Origin of the sequence: Pseudomonas sp. BIGb0558, from assembly GCF_024807515.1 — a bacterium.
Taxonomy (GTDB): Bacteria; Pseudomonadota; Gammaproteobacteria; order Pseudomonadales; family Pseudomonadaceae; genus Aquipseudomonas; species Aquipseudomonas yamanorum_A.
In genome coordinates, this window is record NZ_JANUEW010000056.1 from 1 (window position 1) to 22,172 (window position 22,172).

The 22,172-nt window shown below is 62.6% G+C and carries 21 protein-coding genes; 16 read left to right on the plus strand and 5 right to left on the minus strand.

What is annotated here, in order from left to right:
* Nucleotides 1–174: 174 nt before the first annotated feature.
* Nucleotides 175–2,547, minus strand: a complete 2,373-nt coding sequence (gene bamA, locus M2400_RS31330; RefSeq protein ID WP_259201152.1) for an outer membrane protein assembly factor BamA — start codon at nt 2,545–2,547, stop codon at nt 175–177.
* A gap of 213 nt (nt 2,548–2,760) precedes the next feature.
* Between bamA and M2400_RS31335 the strand changes: the two genes are divergently transcribed.
* The 3 genes from M2400_RS31335 (at nt 2,761) to M2400_RS31345 (ending at nt 5,236) form a co-directional block, all read left to right on the plus strand.
* Nucleotides 2,761–3,444: a response regulator transcription factor gene (locus M2400_RS31335; protein ID WP_177130976.1), complete on the plus strand. Its 684-nt coding sequence runs from the start codon at nt 2,761–2,763 to the stop codon at nt 3,442–3,444.
* Nucleotides 3,441–4,721, plus strand: coding sequence for a HAMP domain-containing sensor histidine kinase (locus M2400_RS31340; protein ID WP_259201153.1), 1,281 nt, complete (start codon nt 3,441–3,443; stop codon nt 4,719–4,721). The genes M2400_RS31335 and M2400_RS31340 overlap by 4 nt, the downstream gene beginning before the upstream one ends.
* Before the next feature lie 80 nt (nt 4,722–4,801).
* Complete coding sequence (locus M2400_RS31345; RefSeq protein ID WP_177079884.1) at nt 4,802–5,236, plus strand: hypothetical protein; 435 nt, start codon at nt 4,802–4,804, stop codon at nt 5,234–5,236.
* Here the strand turns inward: M2400_RS31345 and M2400_RS31350 are convergent.
* On the minus strand, nt 5,214–5,753 hold the full coding sequence (locus tag M2400_RS31350) for an Hpt domain-containing protein (protein ID WP_259201154.1): 540 nt from the start codon (nt 5,751–5,753) through the stop codon (nt 5,214–5,216). The genes M2400_RS31345 and M2400_RS31350 overlap by 23 nt on opposite strands.
* A gap of 8 nt (nt 5,754–5,761) precedes the next feature.
* Nucleotides 5,762–6,388 (minus strand): response regulator transcription factor, encoded by a 627-nt coding sequence (locus M2400_RS31355; protein WP_259201155.1) that lies wholly within the window; start codon nt 6,386–6,388, stop codon nt 5,762–5,764.
* Nucleotides 6,389–6,670: 282 nt separating this feature from the next.
* Here M2400_RS31355 and gbpA point away from each other — a divergent pair, with 282 nt between their 5' ends.
* From gbpA to gspM, 13 genes are all read left to right on the plus strand, one after another.
* Nucleotides 6,671–8,137, plus strand: coding sequence for an N-acetylglucosamine-binding protein GbpA (gene gbpA, locus M2400_RS31360; RefSeq protein WP_259201156.1), 1,467 nt, complete (start codon nt 6,671–6,673; stop codon nt 8,135–8,137).
* Nucleotides 8,138–8,205: 68 nt separating this feature from the next.
* Nucleotides 8,206–8,754 (plus strand): cytochrome b, encoded by a 549-nt coding sequence (locus M2400_RS31365; RefSeq protein WP_259201157.1) that lies wholly within the window; start codon nt 8,206–8,208, stop codon nt 8,752–8,754.
* A gap of 7 nt (nt 8,755–8,761) precedes the next feature.
* Nucleotides 8,762–9,286 carry a type II secretion system protein N gene (locus M2400_RS31370; protein ID WP_259201158.1) on the plus strand — a complete coding sequence of 175 codons (525 nt, stop codon included), beginning with the start codon at nt 8,762–8,764 and terminating at the stop codon, nt 9,284–9,286.
* 8 nt (nt 9,287–9,294) lie between these two features.
* Nucleotides 9,295–11,208 (plus strand): type II secretion system secretin GspD, encoded by a 1,914-nt coding sequence (gene gspD / locus M2400_RS31375; protein WP_259201159.1) that lies wholly within the window; start codon nt 9,295–9,297, stop codon nt 11,206–11,208.
* Nucleotides 11,205–12,677, plus strand: coding sequence for a type II secretion system ATPase GspE (gene gspE / locus M2400_RS31380; protein WP_259201160.1), 1,473 nt, complete (start codon nt 11,205–11,207; stop codon nt 12,675–12,677). Before gspD ends, gspE begins: the two co-directional genes overlap by 4 nt.
* A gap of 3 nt (nt 12,678–12,680) precedes the next feature.
* A complete protein-coding gene (gspF, locus tag M2400_RS31385; protein ID WP_259201161.1) occupies nt 12,681–13,889 on the plus strand; it encodes a type II secretion system inner membrane protein GspF in 1,209 nt (402 codons plus the stop codon).
* A gap of 3 nt (nt 13,890–13,892) precedes the next feature.
* Nucleotides 13,893–14,348 carry a type II secretion system major pseudopilin GspG gene (gene gspG, locus M2400_RS31390; RefSeq protein WP_259201162.1) on the plus strand — a complete coding sequence of 152 codons (456 nt, stop codon included), beginning with the start codon at nt 13,893–13,895 and terminating at the stop codon, nt 14,346–14,348.
* Nucleotides 14,348–14,815, plus strand: a complete 468-nt coding sequence (locus tag M2400_RS31395; RefSeq protein WP_177115987.1) for a prepilin-type N-terminal cleavage/methylation domain-containing protein — start codon at nt 14,348–14,350, stop codon at nt 14,813–14,815. The genes gspG and M2400_RS31395 overlap by 1 nt, the downstream gene beginning before the upstream one ends.
* Nucleotides 14,808–15,176 (plus strand): type II secretion system minor pseudopilin GspI, encoded by a 369-nt coding sequence (gene gspI / locus M2400_RS31400; RefSeq protein WP_177047339.1) that lies wholly within the window; start codon nt 14,808–14,810, stop codon nt 15,174–15,176. Before M2400_RS31395 ends, gspI begins: the two co-directional genes overlap by 8 nt.
* Nucleotides 15,169–15,711, plus strand: coding sequence for a type II secretion system minor pseudopilin GspJ (gene gspJ, locus M2400_RS31405; protein WP_259201165.1), 543 nt, complete (start codon nt 15,169–15,171; stop codon nt 15,709–15,711). Before gspI ends, gspJ begins: the two co-directional genes overlap by 8 nt.
* The gene (locus tag M2400_RS31410; RefSeq protein WP_259201166.1) at nt 15,708–16,541 is read left to right on the plus strand and encodes a general secretion pathway protein GspK; all 834 of its coding nucleotides are present in this window, start codon (nt 15,708–15,710) and stop codon (nt 16,539–16,541) included. The genes gspJ and M2400_RS31410 overlap by 4 nt, the downstream gene beginning before the upstream one ends.
* Nucleotides 16,538–17,632, plus strand: a complete 1,095-nt coding sequence (gene gspL, locus M2400_RS31415) for a type II secretion system protein GspL (RefSeq protein WP_259201167.1) — start codon at nt 16,538–16,540, stop codon at nt 17,630–17,632. The genes M2400_RS31410 and gspL overlap by 4 nt, the downstream gene beginning before the upstream one ends.
* Complete coding sequence (gene gspM / locus M2400_RS31420) at nt 17,629–18,057, plus strand: type II secretion system protein GspM (protein WP_177121953.1); 429 nt, start codon at nt 17,629–17,631, stop codon at nt 18,055–18,057. The genes gspL and gspM overlap by 4 nt, the downstream gene beginning before the upstream one ends.
* 161 nt (nt 18,058–18,218) lie before the next feature.
* On the opposite strand, the gene M2400_RS31425 is transcribed toward gspM, so the two are convergent.
* Together M2400_RS31425 and M2400_RS31430 are read right to left on the minus strand one after the other, a co-directional pair.
* Nucleotides 18,219–19,793 (minus strand): alkaline phosphatase, encoded by a 1,575-nt coding sequence (locus M2400_RS31425; protein ID WP_259201168.1) that lies wholly within the window; start codon nt 19,791–19,793, stop codon nt 18,219–18,221.
* A 9-nt stretch (nt 19,794–19,802) separates the two neighbouring features.
* Nucleotides 19,803–22,076 carry a TonB-dependent receptor gene (locus M2400_RS31430; RefSeq protein WP_259201169.1) on the minus strand — a complete coding sequence of 758 codons (2,274 nt, stop codon included), beginning with the start codon at nt 22,074–22,076 and terminating at the stop codon, nt 19,803–19,805.
* Nucleotides 22,077–22,172 lie beyond the last annotated feature (96 nt).

Consider the following 22,172-nt stretch of genomic DNA (forward strand, 5'->3'; position numbering starts at 1 on the left):
GCGGCGGCCCGCGGAGTAATGCCGGAGTGCGGGCACACCGAGCCTAGGCGAGGTGCCGAGTGGTGGGGCAAGAGCGTTTTGCTTACTTTTGCGCTTTTCAAAAGTGAGCCGCTGTAAGAGCGGAACCCATATCAGCCATAACCGAAGAAACGGATATGCCCCCACCCCAGCAGGTCAAAAATTCTGCCCCATGGAAAACTGAAACACCTGCTTGGTAGCATTCTCCGGCGTGCGCACCGGCAGCGCCAGGTTGATACTCAACGGCCCCAACGGGCTATACCACGTAGCACCAATGCCCACAGAGGCGGCCAACTGACTGAGGTCAACCCCACTGCACCCCTGAGTGGTAGTCAGCGCGCACTTGTCTGAGTACACGTTACCCACATCCCAGAACACCGACGTCCGGACCGACTTGTTGTCCTTGAGGAACGGCATCGGGAACAGGTATTCCGCCCCACCGGTGATCAGAATGTTGCCGCCCAACGCCTCCGCATCCCGGTCTGAATAGTACTCCTGCCCCGCACTGGCATACGCGCCCGTGGCCGGCGTACTGCGCGGCCCAAGCGTCCCGCTCTCAAACCCCCGCACCGAACCCTCGCCCCCGGCGGTGTAGTTCTCATAAAACGGCAGGCCGTCCGTCGAGCCGTATCCGTCGGCGTAACCGAGCTTGGTATGGAAGCGCAGCGTTGTTGAATTGGTAACCGGCAGGAACGCCTGCCCGGAATAATCGACCTTGTAGAAACTCAGGTCACTGCCCGGCACGGTCACCGTCAGGTTCAGGTTCTGCGAGTAACCACGGGTGGGCATCACGCCCTTGTTCAACGTCGATTCCGACCACCCCAGGTTGGCCTTGAGGTTAGTGAACTGGCTGCCGTTGTGCTGCAGAAAGTCATAGATCTCATCCGAACTGTAGATCCCAGGGTCGATACTGTCGTGTTGTAACGTCAGGCCAAAACTCAGCCGCGAGGTTTCGTTGATCGGGTAGCCGAGCGTAGCCCCAAGGCCGTAACTGTTGATGGAGTAGTAGGAAACACCACTGCCATCGTCGTAGTAGTCGTTGTAATCGGTGGCGCTGTAGAACGCGTTATAGCCCAGGCTCACCCCGTCCGGTGTGAAGTAGGGGTTGGTAAAGCCGATGTTGTACTTGCTTTGGTATTCCGAGCGGGTCAAGCCCAGGCTGGCGTAATCCCCGGTGCCCAAGAAGTTGTTCTGGCTGATGGTGCCACCGAGGGACAGCCCGGCATCCTGGGCAAACCCGACGCTGGCGGTGATCGAGCCGGACGCCTGTTCTTCCACGGCGTAGTTCACATCCAACTGGTCATCCACACCCGCCACGGCCGGGGTTTCGACCTTGACCTCTTTAAAGAACCCCAGGCGCTCCAGGCGGACCTTGGACTGGTCGATCAGGTAGGTCGAGGCCCAGCCGCCTTCCATCTGGCGCATTTCCCGGCGCAGCACCTGGTCGTCGGTCTTGGTGTTGCCACGGAAGTTGATGCGGTTCACGTAGGCGCGCTTGCCCGGGTCGACGGCAAACACGATATCCACGGTGTGGTCTTCATCGTGGGGTGTGGGCACGCCGTTGACGTTGGCGAAGGTGTAGCCGTCGTTACCCAGGCGCCGGGTGATCAGGTCCGAGGTGGTGGTCATCAGTTTGCGCGAGAACACCTGGCCCTTTTGCACCAGCAACAGGGCTTCAAGCTGGTCTTGCGGGACTTTCAATTCGCCGCTGAGCTTCACGTCGCGCACCGTGTATTTCTCGCCTTCGTTGACGTTGACGGTGATGTAGACGTGTTTCTTGTCCGGGGTGATGGACACCTGGGTCGAGGTGATATCCATGTTGATATAGCCCCGGTCCAGGTAATAGGAGCGCAGGCGCTCCAGGTCACCGGTGAGTTTTTCGCGGGCGTACTTGTCATCGTTGGTGAAGAACGACAGCCAGTTGCTGGTCTTGAGGGTGAAGGTGCGGGCCAGTTCCTTGTCGGTAAATACCTTGTTGCCCACCACGTTGATGTGCTGGATCGCCGCCACGGAGCCTTCGTCGATCTTGACCTTCAGGCCCACGCGGTTGCGTGGTTGCGGCAGCACTTCGGTGTCGACCGTGGCCGCGTAGCGACCCTGGGCCACGTACTGGCGCTGCAGTTCGTTGCGCATGCCTTCGAGGGTGGCGCGCTGGAAGATCTCGCCCTCGGCCAGGCCCGATTGCTTCATGCCTTTGAGCAGGTCTTCGGTGGAGATGGCCTTGTTGCCCTCGAACTCGATGTTCGACACCGAGGGGCGTTCGACCACATTGATGATCAACACGGTGCCGTCGCGGCTCAACTGGATGTCCTGGAAGAAGCCGGTCTTGAACAGCGCGCGGGTGGAAGCCACCAGGCGTCGGTCATCCACTTCGTCCCCCACGTTCAGCGGCAAGGCGCCAAACACGCTGCCCGCAGAGACCCGTTGCAGACCATTGATACGGATATCCGAGATTTTGAAGGCTTCAGCGTGTGCAAGTGTGACATTGAGCAGCAGCGCAACCGAGCAGAGCAGGCGCGAAAAATTCATCAAGATCTTTTCCAGAACACATCGACAAGCAGCGCAAGCGCGCCGTGGTGACTCGCCGCAGACGGGTCATCACAACGCGGCCAGACGGGTGGACGGCCAGCATAAGAGCGGCGGGGGTTTGGTGCGGTTAACCAAGTGTCAAGTTAGGTAAAGGTTGGCCCCGGGGCGAGGATGCTGGGCGATACTGTGGCCAGACCCCTTCACGAGCTCGCCATGAACCGCGTATTGCTAGTCGACGACGACCAGGAACTGACTGAAATGCTGGGCCAATACCTGGAGCATGAAGGCTTTGAGGCGACCTGCGTGCACACCGGCGAGGAAGGTGAAGTTGAGGCGTTGTCGGGGCGCTACAGCATTGTGGTGCTGGATGTGATGCTGCCCAGGCTCTCGGGCATCGAGGTGCTGCGGCGTATCCGCGCCAGCAGCCAGGTGCCGGTGGTGTTGCTCACCGCCCGCGGCGACAACATCGACCGCATCACCGGGCTGGAGCTTGGCGCGGACGATTACGTGCCCAAGCCCAGTTCCCCGGGGGAGCTGGTGGCGCGCCTGCGCGCGATCATGCGCCGGGTGCAACCCGTGGGCCAGCCGACCGGAGAGGTCATAACGACCGGCGCCCTGATGCTGTGGCCCGGCAAACGCCAGGCCCGTTGGAACGGTTGCGAGCTGGGGCTGACCAGTACCGAATTCAGCCTGCTTGAAGTGCTGGCCCGGTGCGCTGGCCAGGTGGTGAGCAAAAAGGATATGTCCCTCAATGCCCTGGGCTGCCCGCTGACCCGCTATGACCGACGCATCGACGTACACATCAGCAGCATTCGCCAGAAGTTGGGCCCGCGCCCCGACGCCAAGGCCTGGATCCAGAGTGTACGCGGCCTCGGTTACCTGTTGATCGCCGAATGATGAAACCCAGCCGGCTGTTCTGGAAACTGTTCCTGGCCTTTTGGTTGTCTACCAGCCTCACGTTCCTGGTGGGGTTGAGCATTCTGGTGGCGAGCAGCCTGGGCCCCGGGGATCATCACCTGGATGCAATCCTGGCCAGCGAAGAACAGTTGCTGGTGCAATACGGTGTCGACTCGGGCCGCCAGCTCCTGACGGTGTGGGAGCCCGCCCGCGGCCAGGCCATCGGTGTCTATGACAGTGCCGGTCAACTGCTGGCCGGCACGCCGGTCCTGCGGCCGGCCTATGAAAAGTCGCTGATCAGCAAGGACGGCGTCGCGCTGTCACTGCGGTCGTCCCTGAAACCTCACGACCCCGGGCGGCTGGGCCATTGGATTCCGTTGATCATCGGCACCGTGATGAGTGCGCTGTTCAGCGGGTACATGGCCTACTACCTGGCGTGGCCGTTGGCATTCCTGCGGCGGGCGATGGGCGAGGTGGCCCAGGGGCGCTTCGAAACCCGGGTGCGGCCGATGATGGGCAAGCGCCGTGATGAAATCGTCGACCTGGCCGAAGACTGCGACCGCATGGCCAACCAACTGAGACTGCTGGTGGAAGCCCAGCAACAGCTGCTGCACGACATCTCCCATGAACTGCGCTCACCGTTGACGCGCATGCAAGCGGCCATCGGGCTGCTGCAGCAAGCCCCGGCACGCGAGGAAATGCTCGGGCGCATCCAGCGTGAATCGGCGCGCATGGACACACTGATCGAGGCGCTGTTGACCCTGGCGCGCGTGCAGGGCCGCCCCGAGAGCATCGAGCGCGAGTCGGTGGATATCGTCGAATTGCTGGCGGTGATTGTCGAGGATGCGCAGTTCGAGGCGGGCATCAAAGGCTGTCGTGTCAGCTTGCAGGCGTGCCCGGCCTTTGTCAGTTGTGCCAGCGGCGAGCTGTTGTACCGGTGTTTCGAGAATATCGTTCGAAATGCGGTGCGCTACACGCGACCGGATACGACGGTGCTGGTCACGGCGCAGATCAATCCCTACACACCCTGGCTGAGGGTTTTGATCAGTGACCAGGGGCCGGGGGTTGAACCGCTGCGGTTGCCGCGTATTTTCTGGCCCTTCGAACGCGGCCCGAACGACGCCGATAGCGGTTTCGGACTGGGCCTGGCGATCGCCTTGCGGGCTGTGGAAATGCATGGCGGTACCATCGTGGCGTACAACCAGCCACCCGGCGGGTTGACCGTGGAAATCAACCTGCCCCGGCTGGGATCTTTACACGAAATTACATTGGCTTGACCGCCCTGTACGCCCTGCGCCCTTAGACTTTCCCTTTGCGTGAGCTGATGTTCAGTGACGCCATTGGCGTGGAGGTGGCGATGTTTCAGGTGCACAAAAAGGGCTTCGTGGCCGGCAAGAAAATGGTCGATGGGCTGGTGCCTTACGATTTCTTCTGCGAAGACAGCCCGGCGATCAATCTGTTTGTGTTTACCGGTTCGGCCGCCCTCGGCCAAACCGTGGAAGAGCAAACATTGTGGGGCTTTACCCGGCTGGAGCGGTTCGAAGCCATGAGCGGCGCCCTGGTGGCAAACAGGAAGAACGACGGCTGGTTTCAAAGCGTCAACGTACTCACCGGGCCCAACCAGAACGGCACCCAAAGCGTGAAGTTCCAGCGGGTGCTGAAGATCATCAGGCATGTCACTGCAACCAAGTTTGAATACGAGATTCATACGGATGAAGGCGACACCTACTTCACCCGTCGGCCGGCTGCGCCCGACAGTGCGCAAACCATTATTTATGCAGCGGATCAGTGATGCCCGGATCGCCCCCAAGGCAGTCCACCAGGTGCACCAGGCAGCGCTCCAGCGCATCGGCCAGTTCCTCTAGCCTGCCCGGCGAAGCCTGTGCAGCAGCCTCAAGGTTTTCGCAGCACACAATCAGCTGTTCGTAGCGAATCAACCGGGCGGGGCCTTTCACCCTATGGGCAAACTCCGCCAACCCTTCCCGGTCATCCTCCCGGATCAGCGTGGCCAGAAGGTCGATATCCACGCGACTGTTGCTCAGTAACTCATCCTTCAATTCCTGAATCACCGCGGGGTTGTCGAAGGTGAATGCGCCCAGCTGTTTTTCGATGCATGTGATGCTGGGGTCGGCCGCTTGTTCCTGTGCAAAGCACTCGGCCTGTAAAGGCTGCAAACGGTCGATCAGTTGCTGACGACTCACGGGTTTGAACAGGCAATCATTCATGCCCGCGTCGAGGCAACGCTGTTTTTCTTCCCGCACGGCGTCGGCGCTGATGCCTTCAAATTCGTTGATCAAGTGTTTCAACACGCGAGCCCCTAAATAATACTATTGCGCCGCGCCATATCCGCGAGTTCAACCACCGACGTCACATTCAGCTTTGCGAAAAGCCGGGCTTTATAACAGCTGATGGTCTTGCTGCTGAGCAGGATATTGGTGGCGATGTCTTTATTGCTCATGCCGTTGGACAGCTGCTGGAACACCGAGAGTTCACGGTTGGACAAGGTCGCAATCAGTTGCTCCTCGTGCGTGAACACACCGACCTTGCCATTGAGCGGAACGCTGCTCTGGGGGAAGTACACATAGCCGTCCATCACGCTCTTGATGGCCTGGGGCAGGGTACTGAGCTCATCGCTCTTGCAGATAAAACCGGCGGCCCCGGCAGTGACGCAGCGCATGGCGTAATGCTCGGGTGACAGGTAGGACAGCACGATGATTTTGGGGGTCATTTCCAGCGCGCGGATTCTCTCGATCACCGTGATGCCGTCCATGCGCGGCATGGTGATATCCAGCAGTACCAGGTCGGGCGTCCATTTACGGACCGCGGTGATCGCATCAACACCATTGTCGGCTTCTGCCACGACTTCGTGCCCGGCCTGAGTCACCAGCGCGCGTACGGAAGCTCTGATAAAGGGGTGGTCATCGACCAGTACAACTTTATGCATGTGCAACTTCCCTGATCGTCTGATGGAGTTTGGCGCGGGATATTAACGCTGTTTCGATGTCAGTCATGTCTCTTAAAGATGTAGGAAATTGCCCGGAAATTTTGTCGCTCACTTAGCTCTACTCATTAGAGCTGTCTATAAGAAATTTCTTGCAAGAACGTAAGTGGCGGCTCACAGACTTCGTCCTTTCTTCCCGATAGGCTTTCTTTCCGTTGTTCGGCGTTACGCCGTGCAAAAGAACGGCGCCTGCCTGGCGTTCTCACTTGCAGTCTGGAAATAGTGATGAAATCAAAAATTTATAGCCGCCGTGCCGTCTTTACGTGCACGTCTTCGGCGGTTCTGCTGTCGGCGATGTTGGCCTCTCAAGGCGCCAGCGCCCACGGGCATGCGCAATACCCGCCATCGCGTGCCTATGCTTGCCAGCAAGGTTTGAACAACGACTGCGGCAACGCGCAATACGAACCACAAAGTGTCGGTGAAACCTTCAAGGGGTTTCCTGCCGGTGCTGGCGGCGGGCCTCTGCAGGGGCCGGTTGACGGCAAGATCGCCAGTGGTGGCAACCCGTCTTTTTCAGCGATGGACGCCCAGTCCGCCACACGTTGGTACAAGACGGAATTGAAGGATCGCAGCATTGATTTCCAGTGGAGGTACACGGCCGTGCACCCGGCCACCAAACATGAGTACTTCATCACCCGCAAGGACTGGAACCCGAACCAACCCCTGACCCGTGCCTCGTTCGACAGCGCGCCGTTCTGTGAGGTCGATGGCCGTGGCGAGAAGCCTGTGGCCGATACCAAGCATCACTGCACCATCCCGGATGACAGGTCTGGCTATCACGTGATCCTGGCGGTGTGGACGGTGGCTGATACGGATGCGGCGTTCTATAGCGTCGTCGATGTCGACATTCAAGCCGAAGCGGCGTTGCCTGGAGGCTGGTCCGCAGTGGGAAACATCGCCAGCGAGACCACCTTGCTGGCCGGTGACAAGGTCAAGGCCCGCGCCTTTACCGGCAGCGGTGAGAGCACCCCTTACAGCGTTGAAATCGGCATCGACAATGCTGAAGAAGGCAAACCGCAGGAGTGGGCATTCAAACTCGCGGAAAAAATTAACCAGACCCACGAGTTGGTACGTACCGGTGTCCGTAACGATGCGGGTGACATCGAACCGGTCAAAGGCAGCAACACGATCTATGCCCAGAAAGAAAGCGGCGTAGTGCGCTACGAAATTCAGCAGGAGATGCAAGAAGACATCGCCGCCACCCTGGCGCTGGGCGCCATCAAGCCTGAATACGTGCTGGAAAAAGGGTTGGTCAAGCTCGATTTCGGCATGGTGGGCAACCGTCAAATGAACATCGAAGCCACCTTGTTCGATGACAAAAACAAAGCCACGGGCAGCCTCAAGCAGACCGTCGAGAGTGGCTCTGCAACCCTGGAGATGGACGTGCGTTCCAATCCGGGCCCGCACACCCTGACGCTGGTAGGCACCACTCTGGATGGCCGCACCACGCGCCAGGATACCCAGGCGGTGACCCTGTCGGGTGAAGGCGCCGGCATCGAGTACGACTTCGTCTTCCCTCAGGGCCTGGCAAGCTATAAGGCTGGTACCAAGGTGCTGCAACCCAAGACCAATGAGGTTTACGAATGCAAGCAATGGCCGGCCGACGGTTATTGCAAACAATACAGCCCGAGCGCCAACGGCTATGAGCCGGGCGTAGGTGCGCATTCGCACGCCGCATGGGACAAGCTGTAAATCCTGCCTGATGTTTCGGGCGGCCTGAGCCAGGCCGCCCGACTTTTTTATCCAGAGTCGAGTCACACATGTCAGTTTCCGGTTACTCGAGACAGCGAGTGCTGCTGCACTGGTTGTCGGCGGTGGTCATTCTGTGGACGCTGGTGTCCGGTTTTTATATCGCCAGCCTGCCGGTGCCTGCCGCAATCAAACAGGCGGTCGGGTTTTTCAATGTGTCGCTGACCACGGTGTTTATCCCGGTGTTCGTCTGGCGCATCTTCCTCACGATTCTGCATGCCCAGCCTGCGCGCGTGAGATCTCTGTCCCTTGTGCAACTGCTCGCAACGTTCGGCCATCTGTCGATCTACCTCATGGTGGGTGTGGTGCTGCTCAGTGGGGTGTTGATGATGGACCGCCCGATCAGCGTGTTCGCGTTGCTGGAAATCCCCCAGCCCTTGAGCGACCCGCTGCTGATTGCCCGCTGTTTTGCCGTGCATATCGTGGCCTGCGTCATGCTGTTGCTGTTGGTGCTGCTGCACATCGGCGCGGTGGTGGTGCATGAGCTGTGCGGCGACCGTGTGTTGCGCCGGATGTTGCTGCGCCCGCGCGTCCACCGTGCACAGCCCCGATACAGATGAGCTTGCCGTGAGCGTTGGATTACCGGGGCGGCGCTTGAGTGTGGCCGGACTGCTGTTGTTGCCCGTGGCCTACGGGGCGTTTCTGGTCTGGCAAGAGCTGCGGTTTCGCCAGCACTTCACCGCTGCGCCAATCGCCGACACGTCGGCGACGGTCGCCCCGTTGCGTGAGGCGCTGGATGCGACAGCCGTGGCGACCGTGCTGGGGCTGGTGCCGCAAACCCGTCTGAGGGCGAGCACGCAGAACCTCACCTTGCAGGCCAGTTTTATCGCGCGTAACGGGTTGTCGAAGGCGCTGTTGGCCGACGCCCAGGGCTCGCGGGTGTATGTGGTGGGCGAGCATTTGCCCGGTGGCAGCACGTTGCGCCGGGTGAGCGCCGACCATGTGGTGCTGTGGAACAAAGGCCGCGAGGAGCGGCTGATGTTGCAAACCGGCGGCGACCGTTTCCTGCAACGGCTTGAGGCGGGCACCGAGACGCCGATACCGGCGATTCCCACGCGTTTTCTACGCCCGATGGCCGGGCAATCAGAGTGATCAAGTTGATGAAGCGTTTTCCCAGCGTCAATACCCTGCGCTCTTTGCTGCTTTTTTCGGCCTTGTGCGCAGGGCTGTTTCATGACGCGACGTGGGCCGAAGAAGAAAAATGGCAACTGGCGATGAACAATGCCGAACTGCGGGACATCGTCGAAGAAATATCCGACATCCTCGGCACCACCGTGGTGCTCGACCCGCGAGTGTCCGGGCGTGTGACGGTGATGTCGCGCCAGGCCCTGGATCGGGAGGGCGTGCGCCGGCTGTTCTACTCGGTGCTCGATGCCCACAACTTCACCGTGATCGACGAGGGCGACCGGATCCTGATTGCCCCGGTTGCCGAGGCCAAGACCCGCGCCGGCCAGAGCGCCGGCAACAAAACCACGGCCTCGCAGTTCACCACTCAGGTCATCGCCCTGGGCAGCAGCAGTGCCGGTGACATTGCCGGGCTGGTGCGACCGCTGGTGTCGAGCAACGGCTATGTCGGCCCGTCGGTATCGGCCAACGCCCTGGTGATTACCGACACGGCGGCCAATGTAGGCCGGATCGCGCAGGTGGTGCGCCAGCTGGATTCCGGGAAAAGCCAACAGCATGTGGTGCTGCCCCTGCAACACGCCCAGGCCGCCGATGTCGCGCCGGTGCTCGAAACCGCGATGGGTAAACGCAGCGCCGACACGGCGATCCAGGTGCTGGCCGATACGCGCACCAACCGCCTGTTGTTTGTCGGCCCGCCCGAGGTACGTCAACGGCTGCTCGACATGGCGCGCAGCCTCGATGTGCCGGCCACGGCGATCCTCGATAACGCCCGGGTGATTCGTCTGCGCCACAGCGACGCCAGACAACTGGCCGAGGTGTTGGACTCGATGATGCAGGGCAAGAAGCCGGCGGCTGCCGTGGCGGGTGCCCGGGATAACGCACCGGGTGCCAGCTTCATGATCAAGGCGGACGAAAGCCAGAACGCCCTGGTGCTGATCGCCGAGCCGGCGCAGATCCGCACCATCGAAAACATCGTCCGCCAACTGGACCAGCCCCGGGCGCAGGTGTTGATCCACGCGGCGATCGTCGAGATCACCGGGGATATTTCCGAAGCCATCGGCGTGCAGTGGGGGATCGACAAAGGAGACGCCAAAGGCTTCATCAACTTCCCGGGCGCCGGCATTCCGATCATTGGCGGGCTGAATTTCGACGGCGATAAAGCGGCCCCCGAAGCCGCCGTCCTGAAGCTCGGTACGGACCGTTTTGGCGCGCTGATTTCCGCCCTGGCCAGCAATACCCGCAGCAACCTGTTGTCCACACCGAGCCTGCTGACCCTGGACAACCAGGAAGCCGAAATCATCGTGGGCCAGAACGTACCGTTCAAGACCGGTTCCTATTCCACCAACAGCAGCGGCGCCGACAATCCGTTCACGACGGTGGAGCGCAAGGACGTCGGCATCAGCCTCAAGATCAAGCCCTACATCAACGAGGGTTCAACCTTGCGGCTGGAGGTCGAGCAGGAAGTCTCGGACATTGCACCGTCGGTGTCGGGCATCGACTCCTCGGATTTGATCACCAACAAACGTGCGCTCAAAAGCACGATCCTGGCGGACGACGGCGAGATCATCGTGATCGGCGGTCTGATCAAGGACAGCGTGCGCACCCAGGCCAGTGGCGTGCCGTTGCTGCGGGACATTCCGTACCTGGGCGCGTTGTTTCGCTGGAGCCGCGACACCCAGACCAAAAGCAACCTGATGGTGTTCCTGCGCCCCACGATCGTGCGCAGCAAGCAGGATTTGTCGGCTGTCAGCCAGCAGCGCTACGACACCCTGCGTGAGCTGAGCAAGCCGGGGGCGCAGGAAAATAACTCACTGTTGTTGCCGCTGGATGCCAGTGAGTTGTTCGATCCACCGGTGGTGGACCTACGCAAAAAAGCGCCGAACCCATGACAGTGGCCTACGAGCAATTGCCCTTCGGTTTCGCCAGGCGGTTTGGCGTGTTGCTGGACCGTGGCGAGGCCGGCTGGTACCTGGCGTTGCGCGCTGATACGCCGCTGGCGGCCATCGGCGAGGCCCGCCGGGTGTGTGGCCGTGACTTGCCGCTGCTGCGCCTGGACGCCGACACCTTTGCGACGCGCCTGGCGGCGGTCTACCGCGAAGGCCAAAGCGCGGCGCAGGCGGTCGCCCAGGGCCTGGACGACGAATTGGACCTGCTGAGCCTGGTGGACCAGGTGCCGCAAACCACCGACCTGCTGGAGCAGCAAGGCGATGCGCCGATTATCCGCCTGATCAACGCTCTGCTCAGCGAAGCCGTGCGCGAGCAGGCCTCCGATGTGCACCTGGAGACCTTTGAGCACTACCTGTCGGTGCGTATGCGAGTCGATGGCCAACTGCGCGAAATACTCCGGCCAAGGCGTGAGCTGGCGACGTTGCTGGTGTCGCGGATCAAGGTCATGGCGCGCCTGGACATTGCCGAAAAACGTATCCCCCAGGACGGCCGAATCGCCTTGCGCCTGGCCGGGCATGAGGTCGATGTGCGGGTCTCCACGTTGCCCTCGGCCCATGGCGAGCGGGTGGTGTTGCGGCTGCTGGACAAACAGGCCGGGCGCCTGCAACTGCCGCGCCTGGGCATGCCCGACGAGACCCTGGCGGCGTTGCGGCAGTTGCTGGGCAAACCCCACGGCATCTTCCTGGTCACCGGCCCCACCGGCTCCGGCAAAACCACCAGCCTGTACGCGGCGCTCAGCAGCCTGAACGATCAGACCCGTAACATCCTGACGGTGGAAGATCCCATCGAATATCACCTGCCGGGTGTCGGTCAGATGCCGGTCAACCCCAAGGTCGACATGACCTTCGCCCGAGGCCTGCGTGCCATCCTGCGCCAAGACCCGGATGTGGTCATGGTCGGTGAGATCCGCGACCGCGAGACCGCCGAAATCGCGGTCCAGGCCTCGCTCACCGGGCACCTTGTGCTGTCGACGCTGCACACCAACAGCGCGGTGGGGGCGGTGACCCGGCTGGTAGACATGGGTGTTGATGCGTACCTGTTGGCATCGTCCCTGGTGGGGATTCTGGCCCAACGCCTGTTGCGTGCATTGTGCCCGCACTGCAAGGCCGCTGGCATCGCCGATGCCTGCGCCTGCCGGCGTCTGGGGGTCGACCCACTGGCGGCGCCGCAGGTATTCAGCGCGGTGGGTTGCGAGCAGTGCCAGCAGGGCTATCGCGGGCGTATCGGGATTTACGAGTTGGTGTGTGTGACGCCGGCCGTGGCCGCGCTGATTCACCAGGGCGCCAGCGAGCTGGCACTGACCGATGAGGTGCGCAAGGCGTCGCGCAGCCTGTTTCAGGACGGCCGCCAGCGGGTACTCGACGGCATGACCAGCGTCGACGAACTGTTACGCGTGACGCAGGAGGTTTAGGGGATGGCGACCTTCGAATACCGTGCCCAGGATGGGGCGGGCCGTGGCTGCCGGGGCCGGGTGGAAGCCGACAGCCCGCAACAGGCGCGCCAGCAAGTGCGGGCTCGCGGGTTGTGGCCGCGCAGTGTGACCGAGGTCAAGGCCAGCGGCGCCACACACACTACGCCCCGCGCCGGGCGCCTTAGTGCGGCAGACCTGGCGCTGCTGACCTTGCAACTGTCGACACTGGTTCAGGCCGGTCTGCCGCTGGAAGAAGCCCTGGACGTCGTGTCCAGGCAAAGCGCCAAGCGCCGTGTGGCCGGGTTGTTATCGGCGGTGCGCAGCCGGGTCATGGAGGGGCATTCACTGGCGATGGCGTTGGGATTGTTCCCCAGGGCATTCCCCGAATTGTTCTGCGCCACGGTGTCTGCCGGTGAGCGCTCCGGCCACCTGGGCCAGGTGCTGGAGCAACTGGCGGCCTACACCCAGGCGCGTCAGGCGTCACGGCAGAAGATCCAGATGGCCATGGTGTACCCGCTGATCCTGATGGTGGCCAGTGTGGCCATCGTCGGCTTTCTGCTGGGCTTTGTCGTACCGGATGTGGTGAAGATTTTTGTCGACAGCGGCCAGGCCCTGCCTGTGCTGACCCAACTGCTGATCGGCGTGAGTGACGGCCTGCGCCATCACGGTGTGCTGATGGCCGGGCTGCTGGCGGGTGTAATCGGAGCGTGGCGCTGGAGCTTGAAGCAGCCGACCTGGCGCCTGCGCTGGCATCACCTGGCGTTGCAGCTGCCGCTGGTGGGCAAGGTGCTGCGGGAGATGGAAGCCGCACGGTTCGCCAGCACCCTGGCGATTCTCGGCAAAAGCGCCGTGCCCCTGGTGGACGCCCTGGAAATCAGCGCCGCGGTGATCGGCAACCTGACCATCCGCGCGCGCATGGCCGATGTGGCCCGCTCGGTGCGCGAGGGCGGCACCCTGACCCGTGGCCTGGAACTCAGCGGCGACATCCCGCCGATGATGCTGCACATGATCGCCAGCGGCGAGCGGGCCGGTGAACTCGACGCCATGCTTGCCCGTGCGGCCGAACAACAGGAAAGCAGCCTGGCCGCACGGATCACCCTGGTGGTGAGCCTGTTTGAACCTTTCATGCTGGTGCTGATGGGCGGCGTGGTGCTGCTGATCGTACTGGCCATCCTCCTGCCGATTCTGAGCCTCAACCAATTGGTGAACTGACCCATGCAACCTCAACCCAATAACCTGCCGTGCCGACAGCGCGGTTTTACTCTGATCGAAATCATGGTGGTGGTGGTCATCATCGGCATCCTCGGCGCGATTGTGGTGCCGCAATTCATGAGCCGGCCCGACCAGGCCAAAGTCACGGCCACCAAAACCGATGTCCAGGCCATCGCCACCGCGCTGGAGATGTACCGCCTGGACAACCACGACTATCCCTCCACCCAGCAGGGCCTGGAGGCCCTGAGCAAACGCCCCTCCGGCTTGCCGGCGGCGCGGGGCTGGAACCCCCAGGGCTATTTGAAAAGTATCCCGGTGGACCCGTGGGGCACGCCGTATCAGTACCTCAACCCCGGCATGCACTCCCAGGATGGCAGCTATGACCTGTATTCCTTCGGCGCCGATGGTGTGGCGAGCGGGGAAGGGTTCGCCGCCGACATCGGTAACTGGAGCGACTGATGAGGCGCCGCTGTCGAGGCTTTACCTTGCTGGAACTGATGATTGTGATGGTGTTGGCTGGCGTGCTGCTGGGCATGGTCACGTTTGCCGTGGGCGCCAACCCCGGACGTATCGCCCGGCAGGATGCGGAGGCCATCGTGCGGCTGGTTCAACAATTGCGCGATCGCGCCGTGCTGGAAGGTGTGGAATACGGTGTGCGCTTGAGCACCGACGGGTATCGCGCGGTGCGCCTGGCTGGGCAGGATTGGCAACCGGTGAGCAGGCTCTACGCCTGGCCTGCCGAGCTGCGGTTGCGGCTTGAGCAAGAGGGGCAATTCATGAGCCTGGGCGCGGATCAAGGGCCGGCGCAATTGCTGGCCCTGAGCAGTGATGAAACCAGCGAGTTCAGCCTGACATTTTTTATTCAGGGCAAAACCGTGTTGCGCCTGTCCAGCGACGGCATCGGCCAGGTGGTGCTCGATGAATAGTCGCGAGCGGGGTTTTACCTTGCTGGAAGTGATGATCGCGCTCGCGGTGTTTGCCACTCTGGCCGCTGCGGTGTTGTCGGCCAGCCAGTACGTGCTCAAACAGCGCAGTGGGTTGCAAGAGCGGGTGCTGGCGACATGGATCGGGGATAACCACTTGACCGAGCTGCGCCTGCGGCGCGACGTCACGGTGGGTGAGCAGCGGCACGTGGTGCGCATGGACAGCCGCGACTGGCACGTGCGCCAGCAGATCAGTGCCGCACGCGACCCGGTGTTGTTGAGGGTCGACCTGTTTGTCAGCCTGGCCGGCAGCGAATACCCGCTGTACCAGACCCGTGGCTGGATGGCGGCCCGGCATGAATAGCCAGTCCGGTTTTACCTTGCTTGAGCTGGTGATCACCATGGCGATTTTTGCCCTGTTGGGCCTGGCCAGCTGGAGCCTGTTCGACGGGTTGGTGCGGGTGCAACGCGGTACCGCGACCCACGATAGGGATTTGCGCAACCTGCAGCGGGCGATGGCCTTGATCGAGTGGGACGTGCTGCATGTCACCGAGCAAGCCGTGGTGCTGAAAAACACCACCCTGCAAGTGCAACGCAGCAACTGGCGCAACCCCCTGGGCCAGCCGCGCAGCCAGCGCCAGCAACTGACCTATCGCCTGGAAAACGGCGTGCTGTGGCGTGACAGCATGGGCGAGGGCTCGTCGCGGGTACAGCGGCAAAAACTGCTCGAAGAGGTGCAGGCCGTCAGTTGGCGCCTTTACGACCCTGCGACCGGCTGGCGCGGTCACTCGATCCTGGGCCAATACGCACTGGCGCCCATGGCCCTGGAAGTGCGGTTGAGCGTGGGGCGGTTTGACGCGATCCGGCGCGTGTTGCTATTGCCCGCAGGTTTGCAGTGAGCGGGGGCCAGCGCGGTGTTGCGTTGATCAGTGTGCTGCTGGTGATGAGCCTGGCCTTGCTGTTGGTCAGCGGTTTGTTGCGCAGCCAGCGTTTGCTGTTGCAAAGCAGCGGGCAACAGATGCACCAGGTGAGCTTGCGCCAGCTTGGGGTCGCTGGCGAAACCCGGGCGTTGATGCAGTTGACGCAGGCCGTACAGTCTCGCCCCAAAACCGTCGATTTGACCCAGGAATGGGCACACGGCCTGGTGCTTGAGGACGGCGATGTCCAGGTGACGATCGAAGACCTTTCGGGCCGCTTGAATCTGAATGCCTTGTTGGCCCCCGGCAAGGTCGATGCGGTCGCCCTTGCGCGCTGGCAACGCCTGCTGGGGGTGCTCGGCCTGCAGGATTTGCCACTGCCGCCGGTGGGCGCCGTGCGCGAGCTGAGTCAGTTGCGGTTGTTGCCGGGTGTCGACCAGCGCACCTTGGATCAACTGGAACCCTGGGTGGCGTTCCTGCCGGCCCAGGCCACGCTGAACATCAACACCGCACCGGCCCTGGTGCTGCGCACGCTGGGTGACCTCGACACCGAGGCTCTGATGCGCCAGCGCGCCACGCAGGCCTGGCCCAGCGTGCAGGCATTCACCCACGACCCGCTGCTGGCGGGCACCGCCCTCAACGGTCACGGGCTTGGGGTGCAAAGCCGCTGGTACCGCATAACGGTGCAGGCGAGGTCGGGCAAGCGCACTTTTCGCTCGGCCACCGATGTCGAGCTGAACCCCGAGGCCCGGCGCTTTAACGTGCTTGCGCGGCGCATTCTCCCTTCGATGGCTAACGAGGTATCGCGATGAAACCCCGCCTGTATTTGAATGCCGAGGGCCTGGCTGAGCCCTCGGCCCAGTGGCCATGCACCCTCTGGTCAGCCGGCCAGCCCGGCCGGCCGATGACCCTGGCCCAGGGAGGCCGGGGACTGATTGGCCAGGCTGTCGAGCTGCTGCTGCCGATGGAACTGTGCAGTTGGGTACGCACCGATCCCTGGCCTTCGCGCCGCCATCCCGGTGCTCAGGCCATCGCGTTCGCGGTGGAAGACCAACTGAGTGAGCCGCTTGAGGCGTTGCACCTGGGCATCGGTGCACGTGACGCCCAAGGTTGTTATCCGGTGATGGTGGTGAACCGGGAGCGGTTTACCGCAGTGCTTGCCTTGATGACTCAAGCGGGCGTGGCGGTGTGCGCGGTGTTCGTGGATGCCGACGTGCTGCCGGGGGACCAACCCGTGGCGGTGCACCGGGATGGGCGGTGGTTGCTGGGGGGCGGGCTGCCGGCCCGCCTGGTGCTCTGCGACGAGGGTTTGTCACAGTTTGAACCGGCATTGCCTGCGGAGCTGCGACGCCTGGAGGCCGACCACGTCGATCAATTGCTCTGCGCCCGCCCGACCCACGCAATTGACCTGCTCAGCGGCGAATTCGCCCTGCGTCGCACGCTGATGCCCTGGCGTAGCGCCGGCATATCGCTGCTGACCCTGGCGTTGCTGAGCTGGGCCGGCAGTGAGGCCCGGGTGAGCTTTTTGCAGGGTGAAACCCGAGAACTGGCGGCGCGCAACGAGCAGCGGTTCAAGGTGCTTTACCCCGACCAGCCGCGCATTGCCGACCTGGCCATGCAGCTCAAGGCCCTGCAACGGCAACGCGCCGAGCCACAACACACGCACATCGCACGGCTGGTGAGCTTGATGGACCGGGTGGTCGGCGCCAGCAGCGTGGAAGTGCAACGCATCGACTATCGCCAGGGCGAAGGCTGGAAAGTCCAACTCACCGCCAACAGCTTTGCCGAGCTTGAGCAACTGCGCGAGCGTGGCCGGCAGCAGGGCATGCCGGTGCGGCTGGAGAGTGCGAGTCAGCAGCACAACCGGGTGCACGTCAGCCTGGCGATGGAGGATGAGGCATGAGCCGTTGGCAGCAGATTTCCCCGCGTGAGCGCTGGCTGTTGTTGGCCATGGGGCTTTGCCTTCTCGGCGCGCTGGCCTTCAGCCTGGTGTGGCAGCCCACCGTCCAGCGGATGGCCGGCAGCGAGCGCCAGTACCAGCAGCAGATGATGTTGGCTGGGCAACTGCAACAGGCGCGGCCCGGCGGTGTCGCCCGACCAGCTTCCGACCGGCCGCTGTCCTTGCGAGTGAGTGACAGCGCGGTGGCGGCGACGCTGGACATCCAGCAGATGGACAGCGAGGGCGACTCTTTGCGTGTGACGCTCAGTGGTGACGCCCAGGCGCTGTTGGCCTGGCTGGACCGTATGGAGCGAGAGGGCGAGGGCCTGCAATCGCTGACCCTGGAGAAACGCGACAACCAGTTATGGGCTCGCGTTGTGCTCAGGTAGCCGATAGGTATCTACACTCCATGGCGTGAGCGCCACCATCATGAATACACGCATTTCGCTAAACGGAGGCCCTGCAAGTCGATGTGCGCGACGAGGTGACCGTGCGCTGGCCGGTTGGGCAATCTGGTCCGGCCGGCACAGTGGGACAGGGGCGGGCGCAATTAAACTTCCTGCACCTGCGGGCTGCCGCTTTCCACCACAAACTGTTTGAGGGTCGAGACCGTGGCATTCGGGTCCAGCCGGTCCGAAATCGCCTGCATCTTCACCTCCAGCCGTTCAGGCGTCAGCTCCAATGACAGGTACCCGCGCGGGCGGCTGTCGTAGAAGCGAATCTGCGGGTTGTCCGGCAGGATCGATTGCACCGCTTCGTAGCTGGGGCCGTTGGAGGTGATGGAGGTGCCGACAAACTCCGCCGCTACCAGCCGTGAGTCGGGGTCTTCGGGCCGCTCGTAGAGATGGTTCGCCCAGAAGGAGTGGTAGTCGCCGCTGAGCACCACCGGGTTGGCCGCGCGGCTGTCCCGCAGGTTGTCAATCAGGCGGCCGCGGGCGGCCTGGAAGCCGTCCCAACTGTCGGTCCAGTAACGGGCGTCGTCGCTGCCGGTTTTTTGCGCCCGCAGCGGTGCCACCAACAGGTCCTGGGCCAGCAGGTTCCAGCGGCTGTCGCTGCGGCGCAGGCCGTCATACAGCCAGCGCTCCTGCTCGAAACCCAACAGCGTGCGCTTGGGGTCGGCGAGGTCGACGCAACTGCTCAATTCCATATGGCCCTTGCCGAAGTTCGGTGCCTGGTAGCACGGCTGGCGCGAGCGATATTGTCGGCCATCGAGTACCGGGATCGCCGCCAGGTCGCCGTAGGTAAACCGTCGGTAAATCTGCGGGCTGCCATTGCTGCCTATCGGTGGCCGACGCACCGGCATGTTTTCCAGGAACGCCTGATACGCCGCCGCCCGCCGTTGCTGAAACGCGGCCACAGTGACGCTTGGGTCCCGGGAGGACAGGCCCGAGTAGTCGTCCTGCACTTCATGGTCGTCCCAGGTGGCGATCCACGGCACGGCGGCGTGCAGTTGTTGCAGGTCCGGGTCGGTCTTGTGCAGCGCGTAGCGATAGCGGTAGCCGGCGAGGTCGGTGGCTTCGGGGGCGCCATAGCTGCGGGCCAGGCCCGGGGTGCCGGGTTTGTTGGTGTATTCGTAGATATAGTCGCCGAGAAACAGCACCAGGTCGGGCCGCTCATTGGCCATGTGCCGATAGGCGCTGAAAAAGCCACGCTCGTAATGCGCGCAGGAGGCCACGCCGAGTTTCAGGCGGTCGACCCTGGCGTTGAGCGCCGGCAGCGTCAGCGCTCGACCCGCCGGGCCGCGTTCGCCCAACGCGATAAAACGGTACCAGTATTCCCGCCCCGGCTGCAGGCCGTGCAGTTCCACATGCACCGCGTGGCCATTGATCGCCAGGGCGTGGGTGCGACCGCGCTGGGCGATGCGGCTGAAATTTTCATCCAGGGCCACTTCCCAGTCCACCGGGATGCTTGCGGGTAACGCGTACTCGTTGCCGGGAAACAGCGGCAGGGTGCTCAGGCGGGTCCAGATGACAAAGCCGTCCGGCCACGGATCGCCGCTGGCGACCCCCAGGGTAAATGGCGTGGCAACACCGGCCAGGGCACTGCCGTAGCGCAGGATCAGCGGGGCGGCCGCCGCCCCGGCCAACAGGCGCAAGGCCTGCCGGCGATTGAGATCAACAGTCATGGCAGGTCCTCAGAATTTGTAGCTGGCCTGGACGCCCACGGTGCGTGGTTCACCGGGGGTGGCGATCTGGGCGTTGGACAGGAACGAGCCGTGGTACAGGTCGTATTGCTTGTCGAACACGTTGCGCGCCCACAAGGCACCCGACCAGTTGCTGCCCTTGGGCGTTATGCCCAGGCGCGCATTTGCCAGCCAGTATTTCTGGGTGGTGGTGCCGTTGCTGCCGACGATGCGGTCGTGGAACGAGTAGTCACTCTCGGCGCTGAAGGTGAAGCCGCCGACGTCCCACACATATTGGAGCTGGCCGCCGTAGCTGATTTTCGGAAAGTTGGTCAGGCTGGAGCCGGAGAAGTCGTTGTACACCGGATAGGCAAAACCCGCCGCCCGGGTGGCGGTGCTATCAAGGCCTTTGTAGTCGAGGTATTTGCCTTTTTTGGTGCCGAAGTACTGGCCCAGCGTCAGGCCCGGCAACGGTTCCCATTGCAGCTCGAATTCATAGCCGTAGATTTTCGATTTAGGGATATTCACCAAGCGTCCGACGTTGCCTATCTGCTGGCTGATCCACACTTGGGACTGGTACTGCTGGTCGCGGTAGTCGTAGTAAAACGCCGAGCCGTTGATGCGCAGGGTGTCGCTCAAGTCGCTTTTGAAACCCAGCTCATACGCCAACAGTTTCTCCGGTTTGACCGGCGCGATCTGCTCGGCGTAGCTGGAATTGTAGGCGGTGAAACCACCGGATTTGATCCCGCGGCTGACCGTGGAATACAGCAGCGTCGATGGCGTGACCTGGTATTCCAGGCCCAGCTTCCAAGAGGTGGAGTTACTGTCGAGGTCGCTGTCGGCTGCCGGGAAACTCAGCTGGCCCAGGCTGTAGACGCCGCTGTTCACCAGAATGCGCTGGGTGCTGAAGTCTTGCAGTTCGCGGTGCTCTTTTTCCTGGCGCAGGCCCACGATCAGTTTCCAGTCGTCGGTCAGTTGGTAGTCGCCCTGGGCGAAGGCGCTGTAGGTGTTCGACTTCTGGGTGTACGAGGTGTAGGTGCCGTAGCCGAGGTTGGCGCTGAAGTCCGAATAGAAGTTTTCGTCGAGGCGGTCCTGGGCGAAGTACAGCCCGGTCTGCCAGTTGAAGCGCTCGTTGTCGTGGGAGGCAAGGCGCAGTTCCTGGGAAAAGACTTCGATTTTGGAGTCGAAGTATTCGTCGGATTGCGGAATCACCGAGGCGTCCCAGTCGATGTATTCACGCCGGCGAAAACGGTCCGAGGCGGTGATGCTGGTGACGCTCAAATGGTCATTGAGGTCGAAGGTGCCGGTGAGGGCAAAGCCGGTGTTGTCGTTGTCGCGATGGGGCTTGTCACCGACCGACAGGCCCGTCAGCTTGGCAAAACCCGGGGTCAGGCCCCAGCCGGTTTTGCTCGGGTCGCTTTCGGCGCTGATCGCGGAATAGCCCCGGCCATTGGTCGCATTGGGCTTGAGGCCCTGATACAGGTACGAGCCCAGGCTGTCGGACTTGTCCTGGCCGGCGTGCAGTGTGAGGTTGAAGTTGATGTCTGGGGTGGCGTCCCAGTCCAGCTGGCCGCGCAGCGAGGTGTTGTCCTTGTCTCCGAGGCTTTGCCCGGTCACGCGGTTTTCCTGCCAGGCGCCGCCTTGTTCGGTGATGAAGGCCAGGCGGGCGCGCAGGGTGTCGGTCAACGGGCCGGAGAGGAAGCCTTCGACGTTGCTGGCGTTGTAGGAACCGTAGTTGGTGGTCAGCCCGCCGTGGAATTCCTGGGTGGGTTTGTTGGTGATGAAGTTGATCGCGCCGGCGGTGCTGTTGCGCCCGTACAGCGTGCCCTGGGGGCCGCGCAAAACTTCCACGCGCTCCAGGTCGAAGAGTTGGCCCTGGGTCTGGATCGGGTAGGGCAAGGCCACCTGGTCGAGGTACACGCCCACGGTGGAAGTGTTGTTGCTGCCGTAGTCCTTGAGGCCGACACCGCGTATGCGGAACAGGGGGTTGCCGCCGCCGTACTGGGGCGCGATGTCGAGGTTGGGCACGTAGTTTTGCAGGTCGTTGACCTTGGTCACGCCCTTGTCTTGCAGGTCCTGGCCGCTGAGGGCGGTGAGCGCGATACCCACGTCCTGGGCCGATTCTTCGTGGCGTTGGGCGGTAACGGTGACCTGGGGCAGGGCGGTGGTGACAGGTTGTTCGGCGCCTAATGCGTCACCTGCCAGCAGGGCCATGAAGGGCGCACTGGCGAGGATGAAAGGGCGCGTGGGTCGGGTATAACGCTGATGACGGAGCAGAGGGTGCATGGCAAGGTCCCTTAAGAAATCCGATTCTTGAGCGTGGGGCCGGCGGGGTGCCGTCCCTTCACGCAGGGGCCGCTCTTTGAAGAGTAAGCTGGAAGA